The sequence below is a fragment of the Citrobacter sp. Cb004 genome, from assembly GCF_030337065.1.
Lineage (GTDB): Bacteria > Pseudomonadota > Gammaproteobacteria > Enterobacterales > Enterobacteriaceae > Citrobacter > Citrobacter braakii.
The window spans coordinates 1-15569 of record NZ_JAOWCH010000054.1; the positions used below are offsets into that span (position 1 = coordinate 1).

At 54.4% G+C, this 15569-nt stretch carries 11 protein-coding genes; 7 read left to right on the top strand and 4 right to left on the bottom strand.

From position 1 onward, the window contains the following. Positions 1–428: hypothetical protein (locus tag OGV65_RS10270; RefSeq protein WP_286454912.1), on the bottom strand; the 428-nt coding region annotated here is incomplete at its 3' end. A gap of 152 nt (positions 429–580) precedes the next feature. Here OGV65_RS10270 and metA point away from each other — a divergent pair. The 4 genes from metA (at position 581) to aceK (ending at position 6550) form a co-directional block, all read left to right on the top strand. Further along, positions 581–1510, top strand: coding sequence for a homoserine O-acetyltransferase MetA (metA, locus tag OGV65_RS10275; protein WP_016155321.1), 930 nt, complete (start codon positions 581–583; stop codon positions 1508–1510). A gap of 268 nt (positions 1511–1778) precedes the next feature. After that, positions 1779–3380, top strand: coding sequence for a malate synthase A (gene aceB / locus OGV65_RS10280; RefSeq protein ID WP_016155322.1), 1602 nt, complete (start codon positions 1779–1781; stop codon positions 3378–3380). A 35-nt stretch (positions 3381–3415) separates the two neighbouring features. After that, positions 3416–4720 carry an isocitrate lyase gene (gene aceA / locus OGV65_RS10285; protein WP_016155323.1) on the top strand — a complete coding sequence of 435 codons (1305 nt, stop codon included), beginning with the start codon at positions 3416–3418 and terminating at the stop codon, positions 4718–4720. A 102-nt stretch (positions 4721–4822) separates the two neighbouring features. Further along, positions 4823–6550, top strand: coding sequence for a bifunctional isocitrate dehydrogenase kinase/phosphatase (aceK, locus tag OGV65_RS10290; protein ID WP_016155427.1), 1728 nt, complete (start codon positions 4823–4825; stop codon positions 6548–6550). A gap of 17 nt (positions 6551–6567) precedes the next feature. Here aceK and iclR read toward each other — a convergent pair whose 3' ends face one another. Continuing rightward, positions 6568–7392 (bottom strand): glyoxylate bypass operon transcriptional repressor IclR, encoded by an 825-nt coding sequence (gene iclR / locus OGV65_RS10295; RefSeq protein ID WP_047357748.1) that lies wholly within the window; start codon positions 7390–7392, stop codon positions 6568–6570. 195 nt (positions 7393–7587) lie between these two features. Here iclR and metH point away from each other — a divergent pair, with 195 nt between their 5' ends. Next, positions 7588–11271, top strand: coding sequence for a methionine synthase (metH, locus tag OGV65_RS10300; RefSeq protein ID WP_279263628.1), 3684 nt, complete (start codon positions 7588–7590; stop codon positions 11269–11271). Between the two features lie 241 nt (positions 11272–11512). Further along, a complete protein-coding gene (locus OGV65_RS10305; protein WP_016155327.1) occupies positions 11513–13144 on the top strand; it encodes a Na/Pi cotransporter family protein in 1632 nt (543 codons plus the stop codon). 56 nt (positions 13145–13200) lie between these two features. Here OGV65_RS10305 and pepE read toward each other — a convergent pair whose 3' ends face one another. Then, a complete protein-coding gene (gene pepE / locus OGV65_RS10310) occupies positions 13201–13890 on the bottom strand; it encodes a dipeptidase PepE (RefSeq protein WP_016155430.1) in 690 nt (229 codons plus the stop codon). Between the two features lie 177 nt (positions 13891–14067). Beyond that, positions 14068–14466: a rhodanese-like domain-containing protein gene (locus OGV65_RS10315; protein ID WP_286454914.1), complete on the bottom strand. Its 399-nt coding sequence runs from the start codon at positions 14464–14466 to the stop codon at positions 14068–14070. Between the two features lie 84 nt (positions 14467–14550). Between OGV65_RS10315 and ftrA the strand changes: the two genes are divergently transcribed. Beyond that, the gene (gene ftrA / locus OGV65_RS10320; protein WP_286454915.1) at positions 14551–15531 is read left to right on the top strand and encodes a transcriptional regulator FtrA; all 981 of its coding nucleotides are present in this window, start codon (positions 14551–14553) and stop codon (positions 15529–15531) included. Positions 15532–15569 lie beyond the last annotated feature (38 nt).

The following is a 15569-nucleotide window of genomic DNA, read 5'->3' on the forward strand; positions in this document are numbered from 1 at the left end:
TCAGAAGTGAAACGCCGTAGCGCCGATGGTAGTGTGGGGTCTCCCCATGCGAGAGTAGGGAACTGCCAGGCATCAAATAAAAGCGAAAGGCCCGGTCGAAAGACCGGGCCTTTTGTTTTATCTGTGGTCTGTCGGTGAGTGCTCTCCTGAGGAGGACAAATCCGCCGGGAGCGGATTTGAACGTTGCGCAGCAACGGCCCGGAGGGTGGCGGGCAGGACGCCCGCCATAAACTGCCAGGCATCAAATAAGTGAAGAAGCCCATCCTGCCGGATGGGCTTTTTTGCGTTTGTGCGGAATGAAAATCGCTGGATGCAGCGTACCATTTTATCCAGCCCATCATGTTGTAACCGGTGTGCAGGCCTGAGAAGCGCAGCACACCTGGCTCTCCCGGCAGCACATTGCCTGTTACGCGAACGACGAATAGCATTCTCCTTTTTTCTTTACTGCACTAATCTACAGCAAGGAGCCGTGAAACTTTCTCAACTTGAGGATGCAGGCTCGACATTCGCATGATTCCTGGGTATCTTCAGCTATCTGGATGTCTAAACGTTTAAACGTATGTAGTGAGGTTATCAGGTTATGCCAATTCGCGTGCAGGACGAGCTACCCGCCGTCAATTTCTTGCGTGAGGAAAACGTCTTTGTGATGACGTCATCTCGCGCTTCTGGTCAGGAAATTCGTCCACTGAAGGTGCTCATCCTCAACCTGATGCCCAAGAAGATTGAAACGGAAAACCAGTTCCTGCGTTTACTGTCTAACTCCCCGCTGCAGGTAGATGTTCAGCTATTGCGCATTGATGCCCGCGAGTCACGCAACACCCCTACGGAGCATCTGAATAACTTTTACTGTAATTTCGAGGATATCTGCGATCAGAACTTTGATGGACTGATCGTGACCGGCGCGCCGTTGGGTCTGGTTGAATTTAATGACGTGGCTTACTGGCCGCAGATTAAACAAGTGCTTGAATGGGCGAAAGATCATGTTACATCGACGCTCTTTGTCTGTTGGGCGGTGCAAGCCGCATTGAATATCCTGTACGGAATTCCCAAGCAAACCCGTACGGATAAACTCTCAGGCGTCTATGAGCACCATATTCTTCATCCTCATGCGCTGCTGACGCGTGGATTTGATGATGCGTTCCTGGCCCCGCATTCGCGCTATGCCGATTTTCCTGCTGCCCTTATCAGGGACTATACCGATCTCGAGATTTTTGCCGAAACAGAAGAGGGAGATGCCTACCTGTTTGCCAGCAAAGATAAACGTATCGCCTTCGTAACGGGCCATCCTGAATATGACGCCCATACACTCGGCAGTGAATATTTTCGTGATGTCGAAGCGGGCTTAACGCCGGAAGTGCCCTATAACTACTTCCCAAAAGATGACCCGCAAAATAAACCGCGGGCAACCTGGCGTAGCCACGGCAATCTGTTGTTTACCAACTGGCTCAACTATTACGTTTACCAGATTACGCCATATGATCTACGTCACATGAATCCAACGCTGGATTAATCTTCTGTAACAGACGATCCTTAAGCGTTTCAGCATGTTGAATCAGGCACCTTCGGGTGCCTTTTTTATTTCCGAAACGCACCTCACTGTGTAATTAAATTTTATTTATATTGTTATCAATAAGTTAATTGATAATTAAATTAAAAATGGAAATTGTTTTTGATTTTGAAATTTAAATGAGTAGTCTTAGTTGTGCTGAACGAAAACCGCACAACGATCCTTCGTTCGCATTGGGGATGTGTTTGGATCAATGACGAGGAACTACGCAATGAATCAACAGGCAACGACAACCGATGAACTGATCTTCACTAGGCCGCGTGGCGAACAGGAACAGCAGATTCTGACCGCTGAAGCGGTGGAGTTTCTGACCGAGCTGGTGACAAGATTTACGCCAAAGCGGAATAAACTTCTGGCTGCACGTATCCAGCAGCAGCAGGATATTGATGACGGTAAGTTGCCTGACTTTATTTCGGAAACAGCTTCCATTCGCGAAGGTAACTGGAAAATTCGCGGTATTCCTGATGATTTACTGGATCGCCGTGTAGAGATTACCGGACCGGTTGAGCGCAAGATGGTTATCAACGCGCTGAACGCGAACGTCAAAGTCTTTATGGCTGATTTTGAAGATTCGCTGGCTCCTGAGTGGAGCAAAGTTATCGACGGGCAAATCAACTTGCGCGATGCAGTCAATGGCACCATTAGCTACACCAACGAAGCCGGTAAAATTTATCAACTCAAACCCAATCCGGCCCTGTTAGTGTGCCGCGTTCGCGGTCTGCACCTGCCGGAAAAACACGTCACCTGGCGTGGCGAATCGATCCCGGGCAGCCTGTTCGACTTTGCCCTCTATTTCTTCCACAACTACAAAACGTTGCTGGCAAAAGGCAGTGGCCCTTATTTCTATCTACCCAAAACGCAGGCCTGGCAAGAAGCGGCATGGTGGAGTGAAGTGTTCAGCTATGCAGAGGATCGCTTTAATCTGCCGCGTGGCACAATTAAAGCGACCCTGCTGATTGAAACGCTGCCAGCCGTTTTCCAGATGGACGAAATTCTGCACGCGCTGCGTGACCACATTGTGGGCCTGAACTGCGGTCGCTGGGACTACATTTTCAGCTATATCAAAACCCTAAAGAACCACCCGGATCGCGTGTTGCCGGACCGTCAGGTGGTGACGATGGATAAGCCATTCCTCAGTGCGTATTCGCGTCTGCTGATTAAAACCTGTCATAAACGCGGCGCGTTCGCGATGGGCGGCATGGCCGCGTTCATTCCCAGCAAAGATGCGGAACGTAACAACCAGGTTCTGACCAAGGTAAAAGCGGACAAAGCGCTGGAAGCCAATAACGGTCATGACGGCACATGGATTGCCCATCCAGGACTGGCAGATACCGCAATGGCGGTGTTCAACGACGTACTCGGTGAAAATAAAAATCAGCTGTTCGTGACCCGTGAAGAAGATGCGCCGATTACCGCAGAACAATTGCTGGCACCCTGTGAAGGTGAGCGTACTGAAGAAGGCATGCGTGCCAACATTCGTGTCGCGGTGCAGTACATCGAAGCGTGGATCTCCGGTAATGGCTGCGTACCGATTTATGGTCTGATGGAAGATGCGGCCACCGCCGAAATCTCTCGTACTTCCATCTGGCAGTGGATCCACCACCAGAAAACGCTCAGCAACGGCAAACCGGTTACCAAACCGTTGTTCCGCCAGATGCTGGCCGAAGAGATGTTGGTGATTCAGGACGAACTGGGGGAACACCGCTACAGCAGCGGGCGTTTTGACGATGCCGCGCGCCTGATGGAGCAAATCACCACTTCCGACGAGTTAATTGACTTCCTGACGTTACCGGGCTATCGCCTGTTGGCCTAATTTACCCACAATTTATCCTAATGGAGCATCTGCACATGAAAACCCGTACTCAACAAATCGAAGAATTACAGAAAGAATGGACTCAACCGCGCTGGGAAGGTATCACCCGCCCCTATAGCGCGGAGGAAGTGGTGAAATTACGTGGCTCGGTCAACCCGGAATGCACGCTGGCGCAGCTTGGCGCGGCGAAAATGTGGCGTCTGCTACACGGCGAATCGAAGAAAGGTTATATCAACAGCCTCGGCGCGCTGACTGGTGGTCAGGCGCTGCAGCAAGCGAAAGCTGGTATTGAAGCGGTCTACCTTTCAGGCTGGCAGGTGGCGGCAGATGCCAACCTGGCGTCCAGCATGTATCCGGATCAATCGTTGTATCCAGCGAACTCCGTTCCGGCGGTGGTGGACAGGATCAACAACACATTCCGTCGTGCCGATCAGATCCAATGGTCAACCGGTATTGAGCCGAACGATCCGCGCTATGTGGATTACTTCCTGCCGATCGTTGCCGATGCGGAAGCGGGTTTTGGCGGGGTACTGAACGCGTTTGAACTGATGAAATCGATGATTGAGGCTGGTGCAGCGGCCGTTCACTTCGAAGATCAGCTCGCATCGGTAAAAAAATGTGGTCACATGGGCGGCAAAGTCCTGGTGCCGACTCAGGAAGCTATCCAGAAACTGGTGGCAGCCCGTCTGGCTGCAGACGTTATGGGCGTTCCGACGCTGGTGATTGCGCGTACCGATGCTGACGCAGCCGATCTGATTACGTCTGATTGCGACCCATACGATAGCGAGTTCATCACTGGCGAGCGTACCAGCGAAGGGTTCTACCGTACGCATGCGGGCATTGAGCAGGCGATCAGCCGTGGTCTGGCTTACGCACCGTATGCGGATCTGGTGTGGTGTGAAACCTCCACGCCGGACCTCGAACTGGCGAAGCGCTTTGCCGATGCTATTCATGCGAAATTCCCAGGCAAACTGCTGGCCTACAACTGTTCGCCATCGTTTAACTGGCAGAAAAACCTGGATGACAAAACCATTGCCAGCTTCCAGCAACAGCTGTCCGATATGGGTTACAAATACCAGTTCATTACGCTGGCGGGTATCCACAGCATGTGGTTCAACATGTTCGACCTCGCGCATTCCTATGCGCAGGGTGAGGGCATGCGCCACTACGTTGAGAAGGTTCAGCAGCCGGAATTTGCGGCGGCTAAAGATGGTTACACCTTCGTGTCCCATCAGCAGGAAGTAGGGACAGGCTACTTCGACAAAGTAACCACCATCATTCAGGGCGGCACTTCTTCAGTGACCGCGCTGACCGGCTCGACTGAAGAATCGCAGTTTTGATCAATGCCCGGTGGCGCTGCGCTTACCGGGCCTACGAAGGGATGTAGGCCGGATAAGCGAATGCGCCATCCGGCATGACATTGTGCCGGATGGGAGAAATTGATGACGCGTGGCCTGGAATTACTGATTGCTCAGACGATTTTGCAAGGTTTCGACGCCCAGTACGGGCGTTTTCTGGAAGTGACCTCCGGCGCGCAGCAGCGTTTTGAACATGCCGACTGGCACGCGGTTCAGCAGGCGATGAAAAGCCGTATCCACCTTTACGATCATCATGTGGGTCTGGTGGTGGAGCAACTGCGCTGCATTACTGATGGCAAAAGTACCGACGCGGATTTTTTACTTCGCGTGAAAGAGCATTACACCCGGCTATTGCCAGATTATCCACGCTTCGAGATTGCGGAGAGTTTCTTTAACTCCGTCTATTGCCGGTTATTTGACCACCGCTCGCTGACTCCCGAGCGACTGTTTATTTTCAGCTCTCAGCCAGAGCGCCGTTTTCGCACGATCCCACGCCCGTTGGCGAAAGACTTTTTTCCCGATACCGGCTGGGAGTGGCTGCTTACGCGCGTCCTCAGCGATCTGCCCTTGCGTCTGCCGTGGCAGAACAGACATCGGGATATCCACTACATCATCGAACACCTGACCGAAACGCTGGGGGCGGATGTGTTGCAGCGCAGTCATTTGCAGGTGGCGAACGAACTGTTTTATCGCAACAAGGCCGCCTGGCTGGTCGGGAAGTTGATTACCCCTTCCGGGACGCTGCCGTTTTTACTGCCAATTCACCGTACTGACGAAGGTGAACTGTTTGTCGATACCTGTCTGACCACGACGGCGGAAGCCAGTATCGTGTTTGGCTTCGCCCGCTCGTATTTTATGGTTTACGCCCCGCTGCCCGCCGCGTTAGTGGAGTGGCTGCGCGAGATCCTGCCCGGTAAAACCACCGCTGAATTGTATATGGCGATCGGCTGTCAGAAACACGCGAAGACCGAAAGTTACCGCGAATATCTGCTCTATCTTGCCCATTGCGATGAGCAATTTATCGAAGCGCCGGGGATCCGCGGCATGGTGATGCTGGTGTTTACCCTGCCGGGCTTCGACCGCGTCTTTAAAGTCATCAAAGACAAATTTGCGCCGCAAAAAGAGATGTCGGCTGCCCACGTCCGCGCCTGTTATCAACTGGTCAAGGAGCACGATCGTGTCGGGCGGATGGCTGACACTCAGGAGTTCGAGAACTTTGTGCTGGATAAACGGCAAATCGATCCGTCGCTGATGGCGCTGTTGCTACAGGAAGCCCCGGAAAAAATTACCGATCTCGGCGAGCAGATTGTCATTCGCCATCTGTATATCGAACGACGGATGGTGCCGCTGAATATCTGGCTGGAGCAGGTCGAAGGCCAGCAACTGCGCGATGCAATTGAAGAGTACGGTAATGCCATTCGTCAGCTGGCCGCCGCCAATATTTTCCCCGGCGATATGCTGTTTAAGAACTTCGGCGTGACTCGCCACGGGCGCGTGGTGTTCTACGACTACGATGAAATTTGCTACATGACGGAGGTGAATTTCCGTCATATCCCGCCGCCGCGTTACCCGGAAGATGAGATGAGCGCTGAACCGTGGTATAGCGTATCCCCGGGGGATGTCTTCCCGGAAGAGTTTCGTCACTGGCTATGCGCTGACCCGCGTATCGGGCCGCTATTTGAAGAGATGCATGCTGACCTGTTCAGCGCCGACTACTGGCGAGGTCTGCAAACGCGGATCCGTGAAGGGCACGTGGAAGATGTTTACGCCTACCGGCGCAAACAGCGGTTTTGCATCAGATTTGCGGCTTGATGTCCGGCAACCCTTTCTTAACGAAATCCGCCGTATGCCAGCGTGACTTCTTTCGCCGCTTTGATCGCCATGGCACCAAACTCGGTCACTCGATCGTCGGTAATGCGCGAAATGGGTCCGGAGATGGAAATAGCGGCAAACGGCTCACGGTGTTCATCATAAATGCACGACGCCACGCAGCGCAGACCCAGCGCATGCTCCTCATCATCAAAGGAGTAGCCGCGCTTGCGCGTCTGGGCTAAATCCTCTTTCAGATGCACCGGCGACACCAGCGTGGCGTGGGTGTATGCGTGCAGCCCTTTACGGTGCAGCAGGCCAGTCACCTGTTCTTCACTCAGTTGGGATAAAAACGCCTTACCCGCACCGGAGGCGTGCATCGGCAGTTTGCCGCCGATAGGCGCGGACATACGCATCAGTTGGGTACACTGCACCTGGTCGATAATAATGGCCTGATGGTCGCTTTGATCTAACACGGCCAGGTTTACCGTCTCACCGGAGTCTTCCATCAGCTTGCGCAGGATCGGGTGGACAATCGCCAGCAAATTACGGCTTTGCAAAAAGCTGCTGCCGACGATAAACGCATGCGCACCCACGGCCCAGTGGCCTAATTCACCCACCTGACGGACAAATCCTTGCTGCTGCATGGTGGTCAACAAACGGTGAGTCGTGGAGTTTGGCAAACCGGCCTGCTGTGCCAGCTCGGTTAGTGCCACGCTGCCGTTGGATTCTGCAATCCACTCCAGTAGCTTCAGGCCGCGAGTCAGAGACTGAACCTGCCCGGTTGCAGGCGTAGTAGCAGCGGCGGGTTTTCTACCGCGTTTCGCGGGGATTGTGGCAACCATGGCGGACTCCTTTTCTGTATCGTGGAAATCATTTTCGTTTTATTCAATTATAATGCAAGAATTCCTGTACTGATCGGATGAGTGAAGCTGAACATGTCTCATGTTGGCCGTTGTTCTCTTTTCCACCTCTCAGGTTTGTGCCAGTATGGTCTGTTGAGTTTTTTTCGGTCTGGTTGAGCGTTGTCGGGAGCGAGTGTGAGCAGCAAAGTTGAACAATTACGTCAGCAGTTAAATGAACGTATTCTGGTGCTGGACGGCGGTATGGGCACCATGATCCAGGGATATCGTCTGAGCGAAGAGGATTTCCGCGGCGAACGCTTTGCCGACTGGCCGTGCGATCTGAAAGGCAACAACGACCTGTTGGTGCTCAGCAAACCTGAGGTGATCGCCGCCATCCATAACGCCTATTTTGAGGCGGGCGCGGATATCATCGAAACCAACACCTTTAACTCCACGACTATCGCCATGGCGGATTACCAGATGGAATCCCTGTCGGCGGAAATCAACTTTGCGGCAGCCAAACTGGCGCGCGCAGCGGCAGACGAATGGACGGCACGCACACCGGAAAAACCGCGTTATGTCGCGGGCGTGCTCGGCCCAACCAACCGTACGGCGTCTATCTCGCCTGACGTCAACGACCCGGCTTACCGCAATATTACCTTTGATCAGCTGGTGGCCGCCTACCGTGAATCCACCAAAGCGCTGGTGGAAGGTGGCAGCGACCTGATCCTGATTGAAACCGTCTTCGATACCCTGAACGCCAAAGCCGCTATTTTCGCGGTTAAAACCGAGTTCGAAGCGCTGGGCGTTGAGTTGCCGATTATGCTCTCCGGCACTATCACCGATGCTTCCGGGCGTACGCTCTCCGGTCAGACAACCGAAGCGTTCTATAACTCACTGCGCCACGCCGATGCGCTGACCTTCGGTCTGAACTGCGCCTTAGGCCCGGACGAGTTGCGCCAGTACGTGCAGGAGCTGTCGCGCATTGCCGAATGCTACGTTACCGCGCACCCGAACGCCGGGTTGCCGAACGCCTTTGGCGAATACGATCTCGATGCCGACACCATGGCGGCGCAAATACGCGAGTGGGCGCAAGCGGGCTTCCTCAACGTGGTCGGCGGCTGCTGCGGCACCACGCCGGAACACATCGCCGCGATGAGCCGCGCAGTGGAAGGCTTGCCGCCGCGCCGCTTGCCGGAAATCCCGGTAGCCTGCCGTCTGTCTGGCCTTGAACCGTTGAATATTGGCGACGATAGCCTGTTTGTGAACGTCGGCGAGCGTACCAACGTCACCGGTTCGGCGAAATTTAAGCGACTGATCAAAGAAGAGAAATACAACGAAGCGCTGGATGTCGCCCGCCAGCAGGTGGAAAGCGGCGCACAGATTATCGATATCAACATGGATGAGGGGATGCTCGACGCCGAAGCGGCGATGGTGCGTTTTCTCAACCTTATCGCCGGTGAGCCGGATATTGCCCGCGTGCCGATTATGATCGACTCCTCGAAATGGGACGTCATCGAAAAAGGGCTGAAGTGCATTCAGGGTAAAGGCATCGTTAACTCCATCTCGATGAAAGAGGGGGTTGAGACCTTTATCCACCACGCGAAGTTGCTGCGACGCTACGGTGCCGCAGTGGTGGTGATGGCCTTTGACGAGCAGGGGCAGGCCGACACCCGAGCGCGTAAAATTGAGATTTGCCGACGGGCGTACAAAATTCTTACCGAAGAGGTAGGCTTCCCGCCGGAAGACATTATCTTCGACCCGAACATCTTTGCGGTCGCGACCGGGATTGATGAGCACAACAACTACGCCCAGGACTTTATCGGCGCCTGTGAGGACATCAAACGCGAACTACCGCACGCGCTGATCTCCGGCGGCGTCTCCAACGTGTCGTTCTCCTTCCGTGGTAACGACCCGGTTCGTGAAGCCATTCACGCGGTATTCCTTTACTACGCCATTCGCAACGGCATGGACATGGGGATCGTCAACGCCGGACAACTGGCGATTTACGACGACCTGCCCGCCGAGCTGCGCGATGCGGTTGAAGATGTGATCCTCAACCGTCGTGACGATGGCACCGAGCGTCTGCTGGAGCTGGCTGAGAAATATCGCGGTAGCAAAACTGATGACACTGCCAATGCCCAGATGGCGGAATGGCGCAGTTGGGACGTGAAAAAGCGCCTCGAATATTCGCTGGTGAAAGGCATTACCGAATTTATTGAGCAGGATACTGAAGAAGCTCGCCAGCAGGCCGCGCGTCCGATCGAGGTGATTGAAGGGCCGCTGATGGACGGGATGAACGTGGTTGGCGATCTGTTTGGCGAGGGCAAAATGTTCCTGCCGCAGGTGGTGAAATCCGCCCGCGTGATGAAGCAGGCGGTGGCCTACCTCGAACCGTATATTGAGGCCAGCAAAGAGAAAGGCTCCAGCAACGGCAAGATGGTCATTGCTACCGTGAAAGGCGATGTGCACGATATCGGCAAAAACATCGTTGGTGTGGTGCTGCAATGTAACAACTACGAAATCGTCGATCTTGGCGTGATGGTGCCAGCGGAGAAAATCCTCAGAACGGCACGTGAAGTGAATGCCGATCTGATTGGTCTTTCCGGGCTGATTACCCCGTCGCTGGACGAAATGGTCAACGTGGCGAAAGAGATGGAGCGTCAGGGGTTCACTATTCCGTTGCTGATTGGCGGCGCGACCACCTCAAAAGCGCACACGGCGGTGAAAATAGAGCAGAACTACAGTGGCCCGACGGTTTATGTGCAGAACGCCTCGCGTACCGTTGGCGTAGTCGCCGCACTCCTCTCTGACACTCAGCGCGATGACTTTGTCGCCCGTACGCGTAAAGAGTACGAAACCGTGCGTATCCAGCATGCGCGTAAGAAACCGCGGACCCCACCAGTAACGTTACAGGCTGCCCGCGACAACGATCTGGCCTTCGACTGGGAAAACTACACGCCGCCAGTGGCGCACCGCCTCGGCGTACAGAGCGTTGAAGCCAGCATCGAAACGCTGCGCAACTACATCGACTGGACGCCGTTCTTTATGACCTGGTCGCTGGCCGGGAAATACCCGCGTATCCTCGAAGATGAGGTGGTGGGAGAAGAGGCGAAACGTCTGTTTAAAGACGCCAATGACCTGCTGGATAAACTCAGCGCTGAGAAGACCCTGAATCCGCGCGGCGTGGTGGGCTTGTTCCCGGCTAACCGCGTGGGGGACGACATCGAGATTTACCGTGACGAGACGCGTACGCACGTCATCAACGTCAGTCATCACCTGCGCCAGCAGACGGAAAAAGTCGGTTTCGCCAACTACTGCCTGTCTGACTTTGTTGCGCCGAAACTGAGCGGCAAAGCGGATTACATCGGTGCTTTCGCAGTTACCGGCGGTCTGGAGGAAGATGCACTGGCGGACGCCTTCGAAGCCCAGCATGACGACTACAACAAGATCATGGTGAAAGCGATTGCCGACCGCCTGGCGGAAGCGTTCGCGGAATATCTGCACGAGCGCGTGCGTAAAGTCTACTGGGGCTATGCGGCGAATGAGAACCTCAGTAACGAGGAGCTGATCCGCGAAAACTACCAGGGAATTCGCCCGGCGCCGGGCTATCCGGCGTGTCCGGAACACACCGAAAAGGCCACCATCTGGGAACTGCTGGATGTAGAAGCGCACACCGGGATGAAGCTCACCGAATCCTTCGCGATGTGGCCAGGTGCGTCGGTTTCCGGCTGGTATTTCAGTCATCCAGACAGCAAGTACTACGCCGTGGCGCAAATCCAGCGCGATCAGGTTGAAGATTACGCCTTCCGTAAAGGCATGAGCGTGGCGGAAGTCGAACGTTGGTTAGCGCCTAATCTGGGCTATGACGCTGACTGATTCACAAAACTGTCATCTTTATTTACAACAAACAGGGCACTCAATGAGTGCCTTGTCTCTTTATTACGTTTAAACCCTTATACTGAAAGAACGTTCATCGGTACTGCTTGCCGGATGGCGGCGTAAACACCTTATCCGGCTACTGGCATATTTTTGTAGGCCTGATAAGCGTGGCGTCATCAGGTGTTATGTCATCGCTATGAGCCTCAGGAACATATAACGATAAGGAGAACCTGATTCCGTGCTAACTCTGTTACACCTGCTTTCTGCTGTCTCTATGCTGGTTTGGGGTACGCATATTGTGCGCACCGGCGTGATGCGCGTCTTCGGCGCCCGCTTGCGTACCGTACTCAGCCGTAGTGTTGAAAAGAAGCCGCTCGCCTTTTGTGCGGGTATCGGCGTGACGGCGCTGGTACAAAGCAGCAACGCCACCACCATGCTGGTGACCTCGTTTGTCGCGCAGGACCTCGTCGCGCTCACCCCTGCGCTGGTGATTGTACTCGGCGCCGACGTCGGGACCGCGCTGATGGCGCGTATCCTGACCTTCGATCTCTCCTGGCTGTCGCCACTGCTGATTTTTATCGGCGTGATCTTCTTTCTCGGACGTAAGCAGTCCCGTGTGGGGCAACTGGGGCGGGTTGGTATTGGACTGGGGTTGATTTTACTGGCGCTGGAACTGATTGTGCAGGCGGTAACACCGATCACCCAGGCTAACGGCGTACAGGTTATTTTCGCCTCGCTCACCGGCGATATCATGCTGGATGCGCTGATTGGCGCTATGTTCGCGATTATCAGTTACTCCAGCCTTGCGGCGGTGCTGCTAACGGCAACGCTGACCGCGGCAGGCATTATCTCGTTCCCGGTGGCGTTGTGTCTGGTGATTGGCGCCAACCTCGGCTCTGGCCTGCTGGCGATGCTTAATAACAGCGCCGCTAACGCCGCCGCCCGCCGTGTGGCGCTCGGTAGCCTGCTGTTTAAGCTGGTGGGAAGCCTGATTATCCTGCCGTTTGTTCATCCGCTGGCAAATCTGATGGATGAACTGCCGCTGCCGAAATCTGAACTGGTTATTTACTTCCATGTCTTCTACAACCTGGTGCGCTGCGTGGCGATGGTGCCGTTCGCAGAACCGATGGCGCGTTTTTGTAAGCGCATCATCCGCGATGAGCCGGAGCTGGATGCGCATCTGAAGCCCAAGCATCTGGACGTCAGTGCGCTGGATACGCCGACGCTGGCCCTGGCCAATGCCGCTCGTGAAGCTCTGCGCATCGGCGACGCGATGGAGCAGATGATGGACGGGCTGAAGAAGGTGATGCACGGCGAGCCGCGTGAAGAGAAAGAGCTGCGCAGGATGGCGGACGACATTAACGTGCTATACACGGCAATCAAGCTCTATCTGGCGCGGATGCCAAAGGATGAACTGGCGGAAGAGGAATCACGCCGTTGGGCGGAGATTATCGAAATGTCGCTTAACCTCGAGCAGGCTTCCGATATTGTCGAACGTATGGGCAGTGAGATAGCGGATAAGTCGCTGGCTGCCCGTCGCGCATTCTCTGTGGAAGGATTGAAAGAGCTGGATGCGCTCTTCGATCAGCTGCTCAGCAATCTGCAGCTGGCGATGTCGGTGTTCTTCTCTGGTGACGTGACCAGCGCCCGACGTCTGCGCCGTAGCAAGCACCGTTTCCGTATTCTCAACCGTCGGTATTCGCATGCGCACGTTGACCGTCTGCATCAGCAGAACGTGCAGAGCATCGAGACCAGCTCCTTGCACCTGGCGCTGCTGGGCGATATGCAGCGTCTGAACTCGCTGTTTTGTTCCGTGGCCTATAGCGTGCTGGAACAGCCGGATGAGGACGATGAGCGCGACGATTATTGAGTGAGGTGGACCGGTTGGCCGGATAAGGCATTTATGCCGTTATCCGGCAACGTCGGTTAGAAGCAGTGACCTGCTTCGAGGGCAACCGCGTCTTCACCCGCTTTAAAGACGTAAGTGGTGTTCGGACCGCCAAGAACCGCCTGGCCGTTACTCACCTTAATCCAGTTTCCTTCCGGCAAACCAATTACCGTCAGCTCTGGTGCCACAACCAGCAGCTCGCGAATACGCTGTTCACGCGTTTCGCCTTTGTGGCCTTCCGGAAGCGCATTGGTGAAATGTGGGTTAATCTGCAGCGGGAACAGACCCAGGGCATCAAAACCTTTTGGATCGACAATCGGCATGTCGTTGGTGGTGCGGATGGTCTGGCAGGCGAGGTTAGAACCTGCGCTCCAGCCGATGTACAGCGCACCGCGTTTGACGACATCCACAATCGGCGCCAGCAGCCCGCGCTCGCGGCTCTCTTTCAGTAACTGGAAGGTGTTACCCCCGCCGACAATCACCAGCTCTGCGTTTTCAATGGCAGCGATCGGATCGGCAACGGTATGAATGCCAGTAACGTTGACGCCCATTGGCGCAAAGATGGCTGCCGTTTTCGCCGTGTATTCATCCCAGGTTTGCGTCACGCCAGCGAACGGAATAAACACCGCCGTACGGCGACCATTCAGCTGCTCAGCAATCAGCGGTAGCGCATGTTCCATCCAGCCTTTGCCCGGCAGCGTCGAGTTACTCAATAAAAGCAGTTCCATCATTTCTCCATGTAATCAGAAAATTACAAACCGCGCTAATGCTACCACTATCAGCGTAACGCCTTACTGATATGGCTCACGATGTTGGAAGGGGGGAAAGCCGAACGGGTTAACCACAACCTCCTGTTGGAAAAGCCCGTTCGGACTTAACAACGATCAATCTATTGAAACAGCGTCCTATTGCGTAGTGGCAAACGCCAGGCCTTCGTCCTCCCAGCCCTTAATACCACCAATCATTATTTTCACCGGTCGACCTAGCTTCGCCAACTTCAGCGCCGCGCGATCGGCCCCGTTACAGTGTGGGCCAGCGCAATAGACGACAAACAGTGTGTCCTGTGGCCATTTTTTCAAGGATTCCGTATTTATCAGTCGATGGGGAAGATGAATCGCGCCAGGGATATGACAACGAGAAAAACTCTCTGCACTCCCCACCACATGTAAAAGCACAAAATCTTTGTCGTCAGCAGCCATCGCGGAATGAACGTCAGAACAATCCGTCTCCATATTCAGACGTTGCTGGAAATGGGCGATAGCTTGTGCAGATGAAGCGGCTGGAATATCAGTTACGGTACTCATATTGTTGTTTTCTCTTGTGGTGAAATCAGCTGTTGTGTTACCTCTTATCTCATCAAAAAATTAACCTCGAAACACCCTCTGACCATGACAGATTCCGCCAGGATCATGACAACATCTTCTCGCCCGTTGGTCGTTGCACTCGCTTATGACGGGCTATGTACTTTCGAGTTTGGCGTCGCAGTGGAAGTTTTTGGGCTTCCGCGACCTGAACTGGGAGAGAGCTGGTATCGTTTTGCCGTGGCTTCGGTTGATCAAGGTGAATTAAGGGCAACTGGTGGGGTTCGTATCGTGGTGGACGGTGGATATGAATTGCTGCAGGAAGCAGACACTATTGTCATTCCTGGCTGGCGTGACGTGAGCTCACCGGTCCCGGAAGCATTATGCGATGCGCTTCGTGAAGCACATCAACGCGGTTGTCGAATCATCTCTATCTGTTCTGGTGTATTTGTTCTGGCTGCGGCAGGTTTGCTGGATGAGCGTAAGGCGACGACGCACTGGCGTTACGTCAGTGAACTCCAGCGACGCTTTCCCGCCATCAACGTCGTGGAAGATGTCCTGTATGTCGGTGACCACGACGTGCTCACTTCGGCAGGTAGTGCGGCAGGGATTGATTTATGTTTGCATGTGGTGCGCACTGATTTTGGACTTGAGATTGCCAATAACGTGGCCCGTCGCCTGGTGCTGCAGCCCCACAGGGATGGCAGCCAGACTCAGCAGCAACTGCGTCCTGTTGCCCGCAGTCGGGAAAGCCAGCGTTTTGGTCTTTTGCTTGACTGGTTACATAACAATATCGCGCAGAAGCATACTCTTGACGCTCTGGCCAGCCAGGTCGGTATGAGTCCCCGAACGTTGATGCGGCGATTTCAGGAGTCAACGGGGCTTACTCCCGCACGTTGGCTGATGAATGAACGGCTAAACCGTGCGCAGCAGGCGCTCAATACATCCCATATCAGTATTGAGCAGATCGCGCAGCAAACCGGGTTCGGCAGCGCAAACTCTTTGCGTTACCACTTTCAAAAACGATTTGGTATCAGCCCGCAGGCATTACGTAATCAGATACGATAGCACATTTTCACACTCTGCTTTTTTATCCCCCGCAAGGT